Here is a 13933-nt window from a genome sequence, read left to right as displayed (position 1 = left end):
CGGCGTTGCGACGGCGGTGACTCGTCTCAGGCGTGCGGCGAGTAGGACCGCTGCCCACCTAGAGGCAAGGGTTCAGGGAGGCGGGAGCCGATCGAGGGTCGCGACCTGTCGGGCCAGGCAGCAAGGCGCTCAGCGAGGGGGAAGAGGCGCGGTCCAGCAGCGTGCGTTCGGCGGCCTCCAGCCGGGCCGGATCCGCGCTGAGCGAGGTGGTCGTCGACGTCGGCAACGGTGAACTCGTTGGCGAGTCGGCTCTGGCATGAACGTGGTGTCACGAGACGGCGCTCCCGGGGACGAAGAATCCTGTCCAAAGCCGTCTGTGACCGCGACGCCCGGGTGCCCGTTGCCGGACGCTGACGAGTCTATCTGTGCTGTGACGCAGGGGTGTTAGGCATTTTCGTGTCAACGACTCATCCACTCGGGGTGCTGCTGCCGTTGCCCGGGGCACAGGTTCTTGCGTCGAGAGGCTGTGCGCGGAGTTGGAGACTCGGGGCGGCGATGGGTCGCCGGTGGCCCCCGGCAGCCGTTGCCCCTAAACGCTGGTATCGACACGCGAGGACGCGCAGGCGACAGCCCTTAGCTGCGGCTCGGCATCCCGGTCGTCGTACGCCGCGACGCGCCCAATACTCCGGAGAAGTACCGCAACGAGTTGAAGCGTCGCGAACGCCGATTTGCCCAACGACCTGACGGCTCAGGCTAGATAGACTCGGGGGAGTCCGGCAACGGGCACCCGAGTCGCTGCGGTCACAGGCGGTGTACGCATTGTTTTCCTCATGCTCGGGAGGCCCCGCTGTGCCGTGTGTACTGCCTGTTAGGCGCCACCGATATCACCCTGACGCTCTCGCCGAGGCGTTGACCGATCCCATGCCATTGCCTGGTACGAGGCGGCGTGCGCATGTGCCGCGTTCCCAGAACGGAGCGTCCTGCACTCGGGGGCCTGCCTTGCGGCCCGCGCGGTCAACTGCCCTTCGTCACCGGCATGTGGAGAAGGAGAAGGTGTTGCCACGCCGTTCTGTGATCGGACTTCACTTAGTCCTGGTTCAGGGTGACCGGGTGCTGCTCGGTCTCCGTGCGGGCACTGCCTGGTGTGATGGATGGTGGGATGTTCCGGCCGGCCATCTTGAGGAGGGGGAGTCCTTCCTCGCCGGCGTGGTCCGTGAGGCTCGGGAGGAGCTGGACGTCGCTCTCGAAGAGGCGGACTTGGCGGTCGCGCACACGGTTCACGACTACGACCCCAAGACTCGCGAGAGTCGGCTCCAGGTCTTCTTCACCGCCAATCAGTACGCCGGGCGACCTCATGTCGCAGAACCGGACAAGTGTGCGGAGCTGCGGTGGTGGCCGCTCTCGGCTCTGCCGGAGAACCTCGTGCGCTACACCCGCCAGGCCCTGATCTGTATTCAGCGGGGCCGGAGCGCGAGCACGGTGGGGTGGCCCGATGCCTGCTGACGACGTGCGCGAGCCTGTGGGTTTGATGGCGCCGGAGGACTATGCGCGCTCACGTGCGGTCTTCTGGGGCGGGGCCGCGGTGCTGTTCACCGATGAAGAGGGCAGGGTTCTGGCCCTGGATCCCGCGTACCGGCCTGGAAGGCTGCTCTTGCCCGGCGGGGGAGTGGACCAGGCCGAGCGGCCCTCGGCCGCGGCGGTGCGGGAGGTGGCCGAGGAACTCGGGCTGTCCGTCGCCGTAGGCCAGCTCCTGGCGGTGGACTGGGTCAGCAAGGGCAATCCGGAGTTCGGGAGGGTGTACGGCTTTCCCGGTGAAACCATCTCCATCTGGGACGGTGGCGTCCTGGAGGAGAGCGACATCGCCCGCATTAGCTTGCCCGAGAACGAGATCACCTCGTTCCACTTCCTTCCGCCGGCGCAGGCCGCACGCCGGATGCGCCCGATCGAGAGGCGACGGATGCTCGCTGCCTTGCGTGCCCGGATCGACCGTGCCGGACCCGCCGTGCTGGAGGACGGTGAGACGATCGGGCTCGGACAGGCACTGCAGCGATTGGACGTCGTCCCGCGTATTGCGATCGGCTACCAGGACATCGGCTGGCACCCGGCCATGGAGCCCGCCGCCGGCCTTCCCGTGAAGCAAGCGTGGGTGTGGGCCTTCGACCCGCTCGGCCGGGTCGTCGTCCTCGTGGATCCGCGCGACGGCCATGTCGTCCTGCCGGGCGGAACGGTCGAAATGGACGACGACGGGCCGAAGGCGGCGGCACTGCGTGAAGCCGCCGAAGAGGCGGCTCTGCGCCTGCACGATGCTGCCTATCTCGGCTACCTCCTTGATCCGGACGGTGCGGTCTACGGCCCAGGTACCGGGGCGAACGCCCGGGCACGTTACATCGCACGCATCGACTCCCTGGGGCCGGCGGCACCGGATGTCGCGACCGGTATCACCTACGGCCGGCTGCTGGTCAGCCCGGTGCAGGCGAGCGAGCTGCTCGGTCTTGGACGCGCCGGGGCCGAACAGGCCGAGTACGCGGCCCGAAGGGCGGCAGCCCGCTGGGGAATTCCTTTGTGTCCGCCGCAGGCCGCGATCGAGATCCCCCACACGGTCATGGCGGCCCTCCTGCCCTGACGTCCGCACGTTACGCGCACCTTCGTGCCGGAGTCCTACCGGCGCGACGTCCTGCACTGCCTTTCCGGCCCTGGAGGAGGACTCTCATGTCCGGCGAACCTGACACCACTGCACAGGCTGTCGGCGGCCCTGACCGTGTGGTCACCGACGAGCAACGGGCGTACTGGGCCCAGCTTGAGGCGCCCATGGCCTCTTGCACTGCCCTGATCACTGATGCTGACGGCCGCATTCTCGTGGTCGACCCGACCTACAAGGACGGCTTCGACATGCCCGGCGGCATGGTGGAGGCCGGCGAAACGCAGATCGAGGGCCTGGAACGTGAACTGGCCGAGGAACTCGACCTGACCGGCGTCCCGATCGGCCGGTTCCTCGTCCTGGACCAGGTCCCCGCTGCCCGGTACGGGCGGGCCATGGTTGTCACGGTGTTCCACGTGGGTCCCCTCACCGACCAGCAGACACAGTCCCTGCGCTTCGCGGACGGGGAGATCGGCGCCGCCGAGTTCCTCCCCCTCGAGGAGGCCCTCGCTCGGCTGCCGCGCCGACTTGCCCGCCGCATCCAGGCGGCGCACGCCGCGCTCCTGGCTGGTGTGCCGGCCGTTCTGATCGACGGCAAGTCCCACGCCCTGTCCGGCCCAGCCGTGTCGGAGGCGCGATGAAGCGGCTCCTGAAACGGGTCTGGAAGACGGAACCGACCGTCTCCGAGTCCGAGGTCGCGCTCTTCGGCGGGGCGCTGCGCTACGACTTCGGCTGGGTGCGCCACGAGTACGCGCGACTGGACACCAAATTCGGGCAGGCCGCCCGGATGGTGCCAGCGCTGGTGGGCAGCACCCTGCGCCTGGCCTGGCAGGCGGACCGCCGTGCCCTGTTGACCATCGGGATCGCCGAGGTGGGCCAGAGCATCACCCAAGCCGCCGGGCTGCTGGTCACCAACCAGGTGATCCAAGCCCTGCTCATGGACGGGGACAACGTCTCCCGGCTGCACACCGCACTGCCGGCCCTGATCGCCGGCTGCATCATCGCCGTGGTCGGCACCGTCCTGGCCTGCCTTTCGACGGCGGGCACCGGGCGGCTGGAACCGAAAGTCGAGAGGCTGGCCACCGAGCAGTTCCTGGAGGGCGCCGCCCGCGCGGAACTCGAGGCCATCGAAGACGGCGAGTTCCGCACGCTCCTGGACTCGGCGTACTTCGGCGCCCAGTCCTCCCGCACCATGATCGGCGTCTGCGTGGCCGTGGTGAACGGCGTGTTCTCCCTCGTCGCCGCGGCTGGCGTGGTCACGGTCCTCAGCCCCTTCCTGCTGCCCCTGCTGCTGCTCATCGCGCTGCCCCGTGGCTGGGGCGCCATGCACGTGGCCCGGCGCCGCTACGCCTCCCGGATGCAGTGGATCGAGCACGAGCGGGCCAAGCGTCTGGTCAACAACCTCATCACCGCCCGGGAATCCGCTACGGAGATCCGCGTTCACCAGGTCGGCCCCTTCCTGCTCGATCACTTCCACGAGATGGGCCAGACCGCCGAGGCCGAACAGACCCGCCTCGCCGACGGCCGCGCGGTCACCGAACTGATTGCTGCCGCCATGGCTGGCCTCGCATCGGCGGCCACGTTTGCGGGCCTGGGCGCGCTGTGGCTGACCGGCCACATGAGCGCCGCCACCGTTGCCACCGCCGCGCTCGCGATCCGCACCGGCTCAGCAAGCCTTGGCGCCCTCGTCGACAACGTCCTGCGGCTGCACGAGGAGTCCCTCTACGTGCGCGACCTCGACCGCTTCCGTGACGAAGCCGAACGCCGGGCCATCCCCACAGGCGGCCAGCCCGTGAACGACTTTCCCGACCAGGTCACCTTCGAGAACGTGTCGTTCACCTACCCCGACCGCGACACTCCCGCTCTGCAGGAGGTGACCCTGACCTTCCCGCGCGGTGCCGTCATCGCCTTGGTCGGCGCGAACGGCAGCGGAAAGTCCACCGCGGTGAAGCTCCTCGCCGGCCTGCACCGGCCCACGGCCGGCCGCGTCCTGTGGGGGCAGACCGACCTTGTCGAGGCCGACCGGGTGGACATCTTCCGGCACGTGGCCGCTCTCGATCAGGGCTTTCAACGGTGGCCCTTCACCCTGCGAACCAATATCCAGATCGGCCAGCCGGAACGCAACGCGGACGACGACATCGCCCGCGCTGCCGCCTACTCGGGCGCCGACAAGCTCGCCGACGTTCTTCCCCGCGGTCTCGGCACCCTGCTGGCCCGGCAGTTCCGCGGCGGTCAGGAACTGTCCGGGGGACAGTGGCAGACGGTCGGACAAGCCCGGCTGCGCCATCGGCAGGCGAGCCTCGTCATCGCCGATGAGCCCACCTCCGCCCTCGACCCCGAGGCCGAGATCGAGTCCTTCGAACGCATCCGCCGCCTGGCCGACGAAGGCAAGACCGTCGTGCTGGTCAGCCACCGCATGGCCGGCGTCCAGCACGCCGACATCATCTATGTCCTGGACGAGGGACACCTCGTGGAGAGCGGTTCCCACCAGGAACTCATGGCGCGGCCTGATTCCCAGTACCAGCGCATGTACCTCATGCAGGCCAACCAGTACGGCGGCGCCGCCGCACCTTTGGTGCTGCCGACTCCCTCGGCCAACGGCGAATCACATGCCGCCAGCACCCCCGACTGACACCCACCACCCGCCGCGCACCGCCCGGCCCGGTGCGCGGCGGCCCAGCAAGTGGGCCGCCGACCCGCTGTGGAGCACGCTGCGCGACCTGCTGGGCTGCCTCGGCGTGATCGCGGCCGGCCTCGCCATCACCACGATCGTCACCCTCCTGATCTCCCACTTCCCCAACCCCAGGATCCGTCCGTGACCCACCTCCCGCCCCGACTCGTCCTCGGAACCCGCGACTCCGACCTGGCCCTGGCCCAAGCAACCCACGTCGCCGGACTACTCGAACACGCCTTCCCCCAAGTCGCCGTCCACGTGACCCCGATGAAAGCTGCCGGCGACCTGCACCGGGGACCTCTCGCGCAGATCGGCGGCAAGGCCGCCTGGGTACGCGAGCTGGACCGGGCGCTGGCCGCCGCACGCGTCGATATCACCGTCTCGTGCGCCAAAGACCTCCCAGGCCCCCACGAGCGCGGCACCGACACCATCATCGGCGCCGTCCTGCCCCGCGAAGACGCCCGGGACGCCCTCGTCCTCCCTGCCGGACAGCCCGACGCCACCTTGGACGACCTCCCCGCCGGAAGCGTCCTCGGCACCAGTGCGCCGCGCCGCATCGCCCAACTCCGCGCCCGCTACCCCCACATCACCATCCAGCCGGTGCGCGGCAATCTGATCCCCAGACTCGCCCGCCTCGACGCCGGCGAAGGCGACGAGCCCCTCGACGCCCTCGTGGTCTCTTATGCCGGACTGTGCCGGGTGTCCCAGGCGGACCGTGCCACACAGCTCATCCCGCCCTTGGTGCTGGCCCCGGCCACCGGTGCGGGCATGCTCGTCGTCGAGCAGCGCAGCGGCGACACCATCGCCGCCCACCTCCTCTACGCCATCAACGACCCCACCACCGCACGGCTGCTGGCCGTCGAGCGCGGCGTCCTTGCCCAGCTCAAAGGCAACTGCCAGACCGCCTGCTCAGTCCACGCGCACTACACCGACAAACCCCACCGGATCAGAGTCGACGCCGCCGTCTTCCACCCTTCCGGCTGCGACGCGATCCACGTCGCAGCCACTGGACCGGCCGACGACCTCGGCGGCCTCGTGGAGAACATCACCCAGCTGCTCCATGGCGAAGGAGTCGAACGACTCCTGCCGCGCTGACCACGTGCCCCCCGGTCGGCAACGGCAGCCCAACACGGGACGAGACACCGCACGGCGGGGCCGTAACAGCCATACCTATGAGGGGAGTTCGCTGACGTGCCGCACCGATCCGAACCTGACACCCCAGGAAACCTGTGGCGAGACAGAGACTTCCGGCACTACGCCGTCGCCCAGGGCATCAGCGTTACCGGGAGCGGTGTGACCACGATCGCGCTGTCCGTCCTGGCCGTCGTCGATCTGCACGCCTCCACCTTCAACGTCGCGCTGATCGCCTTTGCCTCCAAACTCCCACCCTTGCTGCTGTCCCTCCACGCTGGCGTCCTGGCCGACCGACGGCGCAAACGCCCGCTGATCATCACCTGCGACCTGCTCTGCGCCGCCGTCCTGCTCACCCTCCCCATCGCACAGCTCCTCGCCCGCATCACCCTGATCCATCTCTACGCGGTCGCCTTCACGGTGGCCGCCCTGCAGGTCATCGGCAGTAACGCGTCCATCAGCTACCTGCCCTCCCTCCTCGGCCCAGGCCGGATCAAGGACGGCAACTCCAAGATGGGCGCCAACAACTCCTTGGCCGATCTGATCGGCACCAACTCCGGCGGCGTCCTCGTCACGGTGCTCGGCGCGGCCCGCGCCGTCACCGTCGATGCCGCCTCCTACCTGGCCAGCGCCCTGCTCCTGTGGCGCATCAAGAACCGTGAGGACCCGCCGCCCGCCCGCACGGCGGGCACGAGCCACTGGGTGGAGATCCGCGAGGGCCTCACCTACACCCTGCACACCCCCGTCGTGCGCTCGATCGTGCTGTCGAATACGGCCACCTCCTTCGTGCTGGCCGCCAGCAGCGCCCTGTGGTCGGTGTACCTGCTGCGCGAACTGCACTGGAGCCCGAGCGCCCTCGGGATCGTCATGGGCGCCGGTGGAATCGGCGGCATCCTCGGAGCCCTCGTATGGCAGTCCCTGGAACGATGCTGGGGCCTGGGCCGGGTGATGCTCGGCGCGCTCGCCCTCAACCCACTCGCCCAGATTCCGCTGGTCCTTGCCGACCCCGGGCTCGGCGGGCAGTTCGCCATCGGCGCTGGCATGGTCATCCAAACCGGTGCCGCCGTCTGCCACGGCGGACTCCAGCGCGCCGTCCGCCAGGAACTCGCCCCCGACCATCTCCAAGGACGGGCCCAGGCCACCGGAGCCTGGCTCGCCTTCAGCCTGCGCCCGTTCGCCGCCCTCGCCGCCGGCGCGCTGGGCACCCTGCTCGGCCTGCGCCCCACCCTCACGCTCATCACCGCGGCCCTGGTCGTCCCGTTCCTCGTGTTGTGGAACTCGCCCGTCCGCGCACTCGGCCCCGCTGCCCCCATCTCCCTGACCCCGACCGAGGAGCCCGTCAACCCATGACGATCACTAACCCGGCCGATTACTGGGGCCCGCTGTGGGCATCGGGACGCCGCTACCGCAGCCTCGGCCCCGAGGAACAGCAGCTGACCCGCCGCTTCCTCGGCGCCGGCCGCAGTCGGCCCGCGCTCGACATCGGCTGCGGCGACGGGGCTGTCGCCCGGTACCTGCATGCCGACCTGGGATACCGCACCACGGCGATCGACTGCTCCTCCGCTGCTCTGAAGATCGCGCAGGCCGAGCAGGACGCGAACGACGGCCCGGTCTTCCAGCAGCTGGACATCGAGACCGCGACACCAGCGTGCTCCCGGACGCCGGCTACGCCGTCGTCACCTGCCGCCTGGTGTTCGCCTTCATCAAGGACAAGCCCGCGTTCCTCGACCGCGTTCGATGCCTCCTCCCGCCCGGCGGAACCTTCTGGCTGGTGACCCCTCTTGCTGAACGCCTCCCGGAGGAACGGAAATCGATCGGAATCACCGTGCAGCAGGCGGAATTGCTGACCGCGCCCTGGTCATCGGTACGAAGCGAAGACCTGGACTCGATGCGCTGCTACGCCCTGCGCCCCTGATCCGGCACGATCCAAATCCTGACCTCTACGAGGCCCTCCGGTGGCAGGTACAGGCCGGCTCAGGCCGCTGCTGCGCGCAGGTGGTCCAACAGGCCATCCCTATCCGTCAGATCCGGAACGACGAAGTCGGCGCCAGCGGCACGGAGTTCTGCCACCGAGTGGATGCCCGAGGCGACAGCAATACAGCGTGCCCCCGTGTCATGCGCTGCCTGCACGTCACGAGGCGTGTCACCGATCAGCACGGTCGGCGTCATCATTGCCGTGCCATAGGCGGCGTGAATCCGGGCCCGGGCGGCATCGACGAGACGGGCCCGGTCCTCGCTGTCCTCGCCGTACCCACCCACCGACATGTCGAGCAGGCCGTCGAGACCGAAAGCCCCCAGCTTGACGCGCGCGTTCGCCGCGATGTTGCCCGTGAGGACTGACGAGCAGATCTCGGAGTCTGCAGCGAGTGCCTTCAACGCCTCCTGGACCCCGGGCAGAACCCGACCCCGTCGTCGCAGATCTTCCTCGCGGCCCCGCCCGGCTTCTTCCAGCGCCCGTTGCGCCGAGGCCCATGCAGGAACTGGCAGATCGTGCCGGACGAACATCTCACGCATGATCGCTCGGTCCGTGCGCCCTTCCGTCGGCGCGGGCAGCTCGGCGTCCCGCCCCGCGAGGGCCTTGAAGGCGCTGGCGTAGATCTCTTTGCTGACGCCGGCGTTGTCTACGAGGGTGTGGTCCACGTCCCAGAGCACGATGAGCTGCACGTGCCCAGGGTATGCAGCGTGAACTGGCTGTTAATAGTGCCCTCTTGGGACGTCCTGGCGTCCCGCAAGATCTTGCCGCGTCCCAGGACGTCCTGGGAAGATGCGAATGTGAACGAGCGGCTGCGTACGGTGATGATCCAGCGGAAGGTGACCCCGGAGGGCCTTGCGGCCTCCTGCGAAGTCGACGTCAAGACGGTGGAGCGCTGGATCAGCCTGGGTCGGCAGCCACTCCGCAGGCATCGGTGGGCGGTTGCGCAGAGTCTCGGCGTGGACGAATCGTATCTGTGGCCGCCGGACGAGGACGACACCCCGGGACAGCCGACCGAGCAGACGGAACTGGTCGCCGCCTTTCCCAACCGCGCGAGCGTCCCGCAGAAGACCTGGGTCCGCCTTCTCAAGTCCGCGCAGGAGCACATCGACGTCCTGGTGTTCAGCGGGACATTCTTCGCCCAGACCAACCCGCGTGTGGCGGCGATGCTTGCCGAGCGCGCCGATGCCGGTGTCCGGGTCCGCCTGTGTTTCGGCGACCCATCCGGCAAAGCGGTCGCCGTCCGGGACGAGGAGGAAGGGATCGGCGGAACCCTCTCCGCGAAGATCAGGGCATCGCTCACCTACTACCGCAAGCTGATCGGCACTCCCGGCTGCGAAGTACGCCTGCACGACACAACTCTGTACAACAGTCTCTTCCGCTTCGACGATGCGCTGCTCGTCAACCCGCACGTCTGGGGGCAACCCGCCAGCGCCAACCCCCTGTTCGAACTGCGACGCCTGGGGGACGACGGCTGGTTCGACCACTACGCCGGCAGCTTCGACGCGGTCTGGGAGACTGCAAAGCCCTGGTCACCCGAGTCCATGTAAGGAGCACGGCCTGCGATGGGACGTACGGAGTACTGGTACGACGAGAGCGCACCAAAACCCAACACCCTGATCCCGGCGTGCAACATGCTCGTCGCCCGAGAGACCGACGGGGCGATCCTCCTACAGCGACGCCGGGACACGGGGCAGTGGGCTCTGCCCGGGGGAGCCATGGACATCGGGGAATCCCCGTCGCAGTGCGCGGTCCGGGAATGCAAGGAGGAGACCGGAATCGACGCCGAACCCACCGGGCTCCTCGGCGTGTACTCGCCCCCTGAACATGTCGTGGCCTACACGGACGGGGAGATCCGCCAGGCGTACGAAGTGACCGTGATCGGCCGGCCGGTCGGCGGCGAGCCCACCATCAACGACGAGGCCGATGGCGTCCGATGGGTCGTACCCAGCGAACTGGAGTCCTACAACATCCACCCCTCCATGAGGAAGCAGATCGCCCACTTCCTCAACGGGACGTATCCGCACGTGGACTGAAGTCCGCGCACCCCCTATTTGCCGACAGTAGCGAGCCGGACTTCGACCCTGTGCACAGCCGCGCACAGCTCGGGCTCCGCTCGACGGATGAACCGACCGACGACGCTGTCGATACCGTACCGACCGAGTATCTCCGCCAAGCGGGCATCGACCGTGGTCGGTTCACCGTCCGGCGTCGTAGTCATGTCGCAGTAGGCCAGTGCGTCGACCACCGCGGGACGATCGAGGAGGGGAAACTCGTCCACAAGCTGCTCCCTCAACCCCCGCTCCTCCGCCTCCAGCACGGCACACGAATGGTTGGCCACCAACCGCACCAACCTCTCGTCCGCAGCCGTTTGGTCCCGTAGGTAGCGGGCCCCGTCAAGCGGATGGAACCCTGTCACGGCCAGTGCCGGCGCGTAGCCGATGTCGTGCAGCATCGCCGCAGTCCACAGAAGTTCTGCATCGGAGCCCAGGATCTCTGTTAGAACCCCCGCCTTGGCGGCGACGCCCTGGGAGTGCGACCAGCGGCGCGGCAGGGGTTCCGCGAGGAGAGACTTGGCCAGGTCGTGGGCCCAGACGGTGAGATCCATGCTGGAAGACTAAGCCGGAACGCCCGGTGGGCGGCTCGACTCGGCTGGACGTCCCGGGACGTCTCGCAGGCGTCCCCGGCAGCTGTCGGCAGTGGCTTCTTTCCCGATGAGCGTCTTGCCCCGAGCCTGTCCTACATCAAAAACAGCGGGCAGCGCTGAGCACTGACCGAGTGCCAGCTGGAGCCTTCAGCTCACGGCAGAGGAGAAAGAGCCCCACAGGACTGGAACCCTCCCCTAGATCCATGTCAACGTACAACGTCCCCGAAAGTGCCAGGTCAGATAGGTAATGCACGCTCGGGGCGACTCGACGCCAGGCCGTTCCGGAACCCGCTTTCCCGGTTACCTCTGTCCTCGGGCCACATGCTCCCCACCAAGGAGGCTCACCCTGCCGAAGCCCGCACTTTGATCCAGCCACGCTACTGCCCCGATCCTCCTCGCGCTCGGCGCTATCAACGCCTGGACCACTCAGGAGACCGGCGACTACGGCTCCCTGTCCACGGCCCTGTGTCTCTGCACCTGCGCTGCCGGTCTGTTTGGCGAGGACCTCCTCCAAAGTGGCAACTGCCGTGATCGCGTAGTTCTTGCGCGCATTGCTGTTCACCCAGGCGCCGCGACTCGCAGCGTTGCCCGAGCGGTCGGCGCGCCCGAGCGCGTAGTGGCCCGCAGCCTCAACCGACTCACGTCCGATGGCCTCTTGGCGCTTGTCGCAGACGGTGTGACTCCCGCCATCAGGTCTTATCGGCTGGCCTCCTGGGGGGCGCAATATAGGCCACGATCCCCGGTTACCGAAACCGGGGATCGTGCAGACCATTGATGCTGTTCGTGCGCGGCTGTGCTTGGCGGTGGAGCCGTAGCGGACCAGTGGGACGGGCCTCAATAGGGGAAAGGAGGGCTGCATCGGTTCAGCCTGCTGATACCTGTAAATTGCGACGCCCATTGCATCAAATGCAGAGCGGCCCTCATCGAGATGGTGTTGAGGTCGGGCGTTGCTGGTCCTGCGCTATCGCCTGCGCCCTTCCCGCAAGGAACATCACGTCATGTGTCGATCCGTAATTCCCCCTGCCCTTTTTCGCTCTTCTGCTCGGCTTCAGGGTGCCGAGGTATGCGTGCGGGCAGCGTATTGAGCGCCGGGGGGAGTAATCGGCTGCTGACCCCGGAAGAGGTAGCCGCCTGGCTCAAGGTCAGCGAGATCACCGTAAAGAACAAGTATCGGACATGGGGGATTAAGGCCCAGAAGGTCGGTCGCCTCCTGCGATTTCGCGAGCGCGACATCGTCGCCTATCTCGAAGACAATTACGGGTAATGGCTGCTCAGTCGTGCCCAGTAAGTGAAGGGTGCCAATTGGCCACCGTTTTTCAGCGATGCAAAACTGACCCCAAGGTCGCCACGTACCCGTGCACGAAGCCGCGGTGCGGCCACTCGTGGACCGTTCGGTATCGTGAGCCGGGTGGCAGGACAGCGCGCCAGCGGGAAAAGACTTTCGAGAAGAAGACTGGTCCCAACGGAGCCGATGCCTTTGCCGCGAGGGTCGAGACTGACAAGGATGAGGGCCTCTATATTGACCCCAACGCGGGCAAGATCACGGTTCGCGCCTACGCCGAGGACTGGCTCGCTCGCCGAATTATCGGGGAGTCCACGTACTCGAATTACAAGGGTTTCATCGACAATCACCTCATACCGAGGCTCGGCCGGAAGACGATCGCCGGGGTGTCGAAGAGCGACATCGAGCACTTCAAGGCGGCCCTCGCCAAGGAGCTAGCGGCGAGCACGGTCTACGACCGGATGAAGATGGTGAAGCACATCTTCTGGTCCGCGAAGGAGGAGAAGCGGATTCGGGAGGATCCGACCAAGGATGTGAAGAACGCCCCCGGAAGCCATGCGGTGGACGAGGACGAGATTCCCACCCTCCCCGAGGTTCGCCTCCTGCATAAGCACATGTCGCCGCAGTACAAGCTGACCGTCTGGCTCCAGGCTGGAGCTGGGCTGCGCGTCAGTGAGGCGTTGGCCTTTCACCTCGGGTGTCTCCGCAGCGACGTGATCCGTGTTCGCTGGCAGATCAGCTCGAAGGCGCACCGCGAGGACTGCAAGACGCGCCTCGTTCCCCTTAAGCACAGAGAGGAGGGCGAGTACCGCGACGTGCCGGCCGCTCGCTTCCTCTGCGCCGAGATCGACGCCCACGTGGAGTTGTGGGAGCCGATCCCGCTCAGCTTCCGGAACGCGGCGGGCAAGACGCGGCAGGTCGAGGTATTTTTCGCGCCCCGCGAGCGAGGGAAGGGGATCATGCCCACGGCCAACACCTACTCGTACCACTTCAGGAAGGCGTGCGTGGCGGCTGGGCTTGTGGACGCTGAGGGGAAGCCGAAGTACCACCCACACTCGCTGCGGCACTTCTTTGCCTCGACCGCACTGGCGTCCGGCATACCGATCCACGAGGTCTCGCGCTGGCTCGGCCACAAGTCGATCAAGACCACGGTCGACATCTACGGGCATTTGGTTCCGGAGTCGTGGGACCGATGCCGTGAGATCATGCAGACAGCCTTCGCGGCGGCGGCCTGAGCGGAGCTCGTGCTGGGATCTTCCTCCCGTGCTGGGATGGTGCTGGGATGGCCCCCTTGAAATGGACGTTTTCCCAGGTGGGAGCCCTGCGCTAAACGTTCAGGTTCAACGTTTAGTTTCATCTCGAATCGCCCCCTGGTCTGCGTTTGTGCAGGTCAGGGGGCGATTTGCTGCCCGGGTCCATGCGTTGCGGTGGAACGTTCAAGGTCTGGGTTCGCGAGATGCGGCAAGGTGTTTGTGCAAGTCAGGGCGTTGCCGTCCGGTAGTTGAATCCGGGCGGGGTTTCCGGTTGCTGGATTTTTGCTGGTTGGGTCGGCGTGGCTGGAAGGCCAGGATGGGCTGGGTGGGCGGCGGTTGGAGCCCCGCCGATGCCCAAGCCTGCTTTCGGTCGACGAGGCCGGAAACTCCCGCCCC

General features: G+C 67.5%; 14 protein-coding genes. 12 read left to right on the top strand and 2 right to left on the bottom strand.

Going from position 1 to position 13933, the window contains the following annotated elements; genetic code table 11:
* Window positions 1-861 precede the first annotated feature (861 nt).
* From OG718_RS21240 to OG718_RS21205, 8 genes are all read left to right on the top strand, one after another.
* Window positions 862-1443 (top strand): NUDIX hydrolase, encoded by a 582-nt coding sequence (locus tag OG718_RS21240; RefSeq protein WP_328844824.1) that lies wholly within the window; start codon window positions 862-864, stop codon window positions 1441-1443.
* Window positions 1433-2563 (top strand): NUDIX hydrolase, encoded by a 1131-nt coding sequence (locus tag OG718_RS21235; RefSeq protein ID WP_328844822.1) that lies wholly within the window; start codon window positions 1433-1435, stop codon window positions 2561-2563. The genes OG718_RS21240 and OG718_RS21235 overlap by 11 nt, the downstream gene beginning before the upstream one ends.
* 86 nt (window positions 2564-2649) lie before the next feature.
* On the top strand, window positions 2650-3219 hold the full coding sequence (locus OG718_RS21230; RefSeq protein WP_328844821.1) for an NUDIX hydrolase: 570 nt from the start codon (window positions 2650-2652) through the stop codon (window positions 3217-3219).
* Window positions 3216-5210: an ABC transporter ATP-binding protein gene (locus OG718_RS21225; protein ID WP_328844820.1), complete on the top strand. Its 1995-nt coding sequence runs from the start codon at window positions 3216-3218 to the stop codon at window positions 5208-5210. The genes OG718_RS21230 and OG718_RS21225 overlap by 4 nt, the downstream gene beginning before the upstream one ends.
* Window positions 5188-5397 (top strand): hypothetical protein, encoded by a 210-nt coding sequence (locus tag OG718_RS21220; RefSeq protein WP_328844819.1) that lies wholly within the window; start codon window positions 5188-5190, stop codon window positions 5395-5397. Before OG718_RS21225 ends, OG718_RS21220 begins: the two co-directional genes overlap by 23 nt.
* Window positions 5394-6347: a hydroxymethylbilane synthase gene (hemC, locus tag OG718_RS21215; protein WP_328844818.1), complete on the top strand. Its 954-nt coding sequence runs from the start codon at window positions 5394-5396 to the stop codon at window positions 6345-6347. The genes OG718_RS21220 and hemC overlap by 4 nt, the downstream gene beginning before the upstream one ends.
* A 96-nt stretch (window positions 6348-6443) precedes the next feature.
* Window positions 6444-7733 carry an MFS transporter gene (locus tag OG718_RS21210; RefSeq protein WP_328844817.1) on the top strand — a complete coding sequence of 430 codons (1290 nt, stop codon included), beginning with the start codon at window positions 6444-6446 and terminating at the stop codon, window positions 7731-7733.
* Window positions 7730-8158, top strand: a complete 429-nt coding sequence (locus OG718_RS21205; protein ID WP_328844816.1) for a class I SAM-dependent methyltransferase — start codon at window positions 7730-7732, stop codon at window positions 8156-8158. The genes OG718_RS21210 and OG718_RS21205 overlap by 4 nt, the downstream gene beginning before the upstream one ends.
* A 199-nt stretch (window positions 8159-8357) precedes the next feature.
* Here the strand turns inward: OG718_RS21205 and OG718_RS21200 are convergent, their stop codons facing one another.
* Window positions 8358-9047, bottom strand: coding sequence for an HAD family hydrolase (locus OG718_RS21200; RefSeq protein ID WP_328844815.1), 690 nt, complete (start codon window positions 9045-9047; stop codon window positions 8358-8360).
* Between the two features lie 108 nt (window positions 9048-9155).
* Between OG718_RS21200 and OG718_RS21195 the strand changes: the two genes are divergently transcribed.
* Window positions 9156-9905: an XRE family transcriptional regulator gene (locus OG718_RS21195; protein WP_328844814.1), complete on the top strand. Its 750-nt coding sequence runs from the start codon at window positions 9156-9158 to the stop codon at window positions 9903-9905.
* 15 nt (window positions 9906-9920) lie between these two features.
* Window positions 9921-10391 carry an NUDIX hydrolase gene (locus OG718_RS21190; protein ID WP_328844813.1) on the top strand — a complete coding sequence of 157 codons (471 nt, stop codon included), beginning with the start codon at window positions 9921-9923 and terminating at the stop codon, window positions 10389-10391.
* A 14-nt stretch (window positions 10392-10405) separates the two neighbouring features.
* On the opposite strand, the gene OG718_RS21185 is transcribed toward OG718_RS21190, so the two are convergent.
* On the bottom strand, window positions 10406-10963 hold the full coding sequence (locus OG718_RS21185) for an HD domain-containing protein (RefSeq protein WP_328844812.1): 558 nt from the start codon (window positions 10961-10963) through the stop codon (window positions 10406-10408).
* Between the two features lie 1102 nt (window positions 10964-12065).
* Between OG718_RS21185 and OG718_RS21180 the strand changes: the two genes are divergently transcribed.
* Both OG718_RS21180 and OG718_RS21175 read left to right on the top strand, forming a co-directional pair.
* The gene (locus OG718_RS21180) at window positions 12066-12266 is read left to right on the top strand and encodes a helix-turn-helix domain-containing protein (RefSeq protein ID WP_328844811.1); all 201 of its coding nucleotides are present in this window, start codon (window positions 12066-12068) and stop codon (window positions 12264-12266) included.
* Between the two features lie 38 nt (window positions 12267-12304).
* Entirely contained in the window at window positions 12305-13519 is a 1215-nt protein-coding gene (locus OG718_RS21175) for a tyrosine-type recombinase/integrase (RefSeq protein WP_328844810.1), read from the top strand.
* The last annotated feature ends 414 nt before the right edge of the window (window positions 13520-13933 follow it).

Source organism: Streptomyces sp. NBC_00258 (assembly GCF_036182465.1).
Taxonomy (GTDB): domain Bacteria; phylum Actinomycetota; class Actinomycetes; order Streptomycetales; family Streptomycetaceae; genus Streptomyces.
The sequence above is the reverse complement of the archived record's forward strand: the minus strand, read 5'-3'. Positions and strand labels throughout refer to the sequence as shown.

Coding starts and splice junctions, on each gene's coding strand:
- OG718_RS21240 (WP_328844824.1), top strand. CDS start 862: ATGCCATTGCCTGGTACGAGGCGGCGTGCGCATGTGCCGCGTTCCCAG.
- OG718_RS21235 (WP_328844822.1), top strand. CDS start 1,433: ATGCCTGCTGACGACGTGCGCGAGCCTGTGGGTTTGATGGCGCCGGAG.
- OG718_RS21230 (WP_328844821.1), top strand. CDS start 2,650: ATGTCCGGCGAACCTGACACCACTGCACAGGCTGTCGGCGGCCCTGAC.
- OG718_RS21225 (WP_328844820.1), top strand. CDS start 3,216: ATGAAGCGGCTCCTGAAACGGGTCTGGAAGACGGAACCGACCGTCTCC.
- OG718_RS21220 (WP_328844819.1), top strand. CDS start 5,188: ATGCCGCCAGCACCCCCGACTGACACCCACCACCCGCCGCGCACCGCC.
- OG718_RS21205 (WP_328844816.1), top strand. CDS start 7,730: ATGACGATCACTAACCCGGCCGATTACTGGGGCCCGCTGTGGGCATCG.
- OG718_RS21190 (WP_328844813.1), top strand. CDS start 9,921: ATGGGACGTACGGAGTACTGGTACGACGAGAGCGCACCAAAACCCAAC.
- OG718_RS21185 (WP_328844812.1), bottom strand. CDS start 10,963: ATGGATCTCACCGTCTGGGCCCACGACCTGGCCAAGTCTCTCCTCGCG.
- OG718_RS21180 (WP_328844811.1), top strand. CDS start 12,066: ATGCGTGCGGGCAGCGTATTGAGCGCCGGGGGGAGTAATCGGCTGCTG.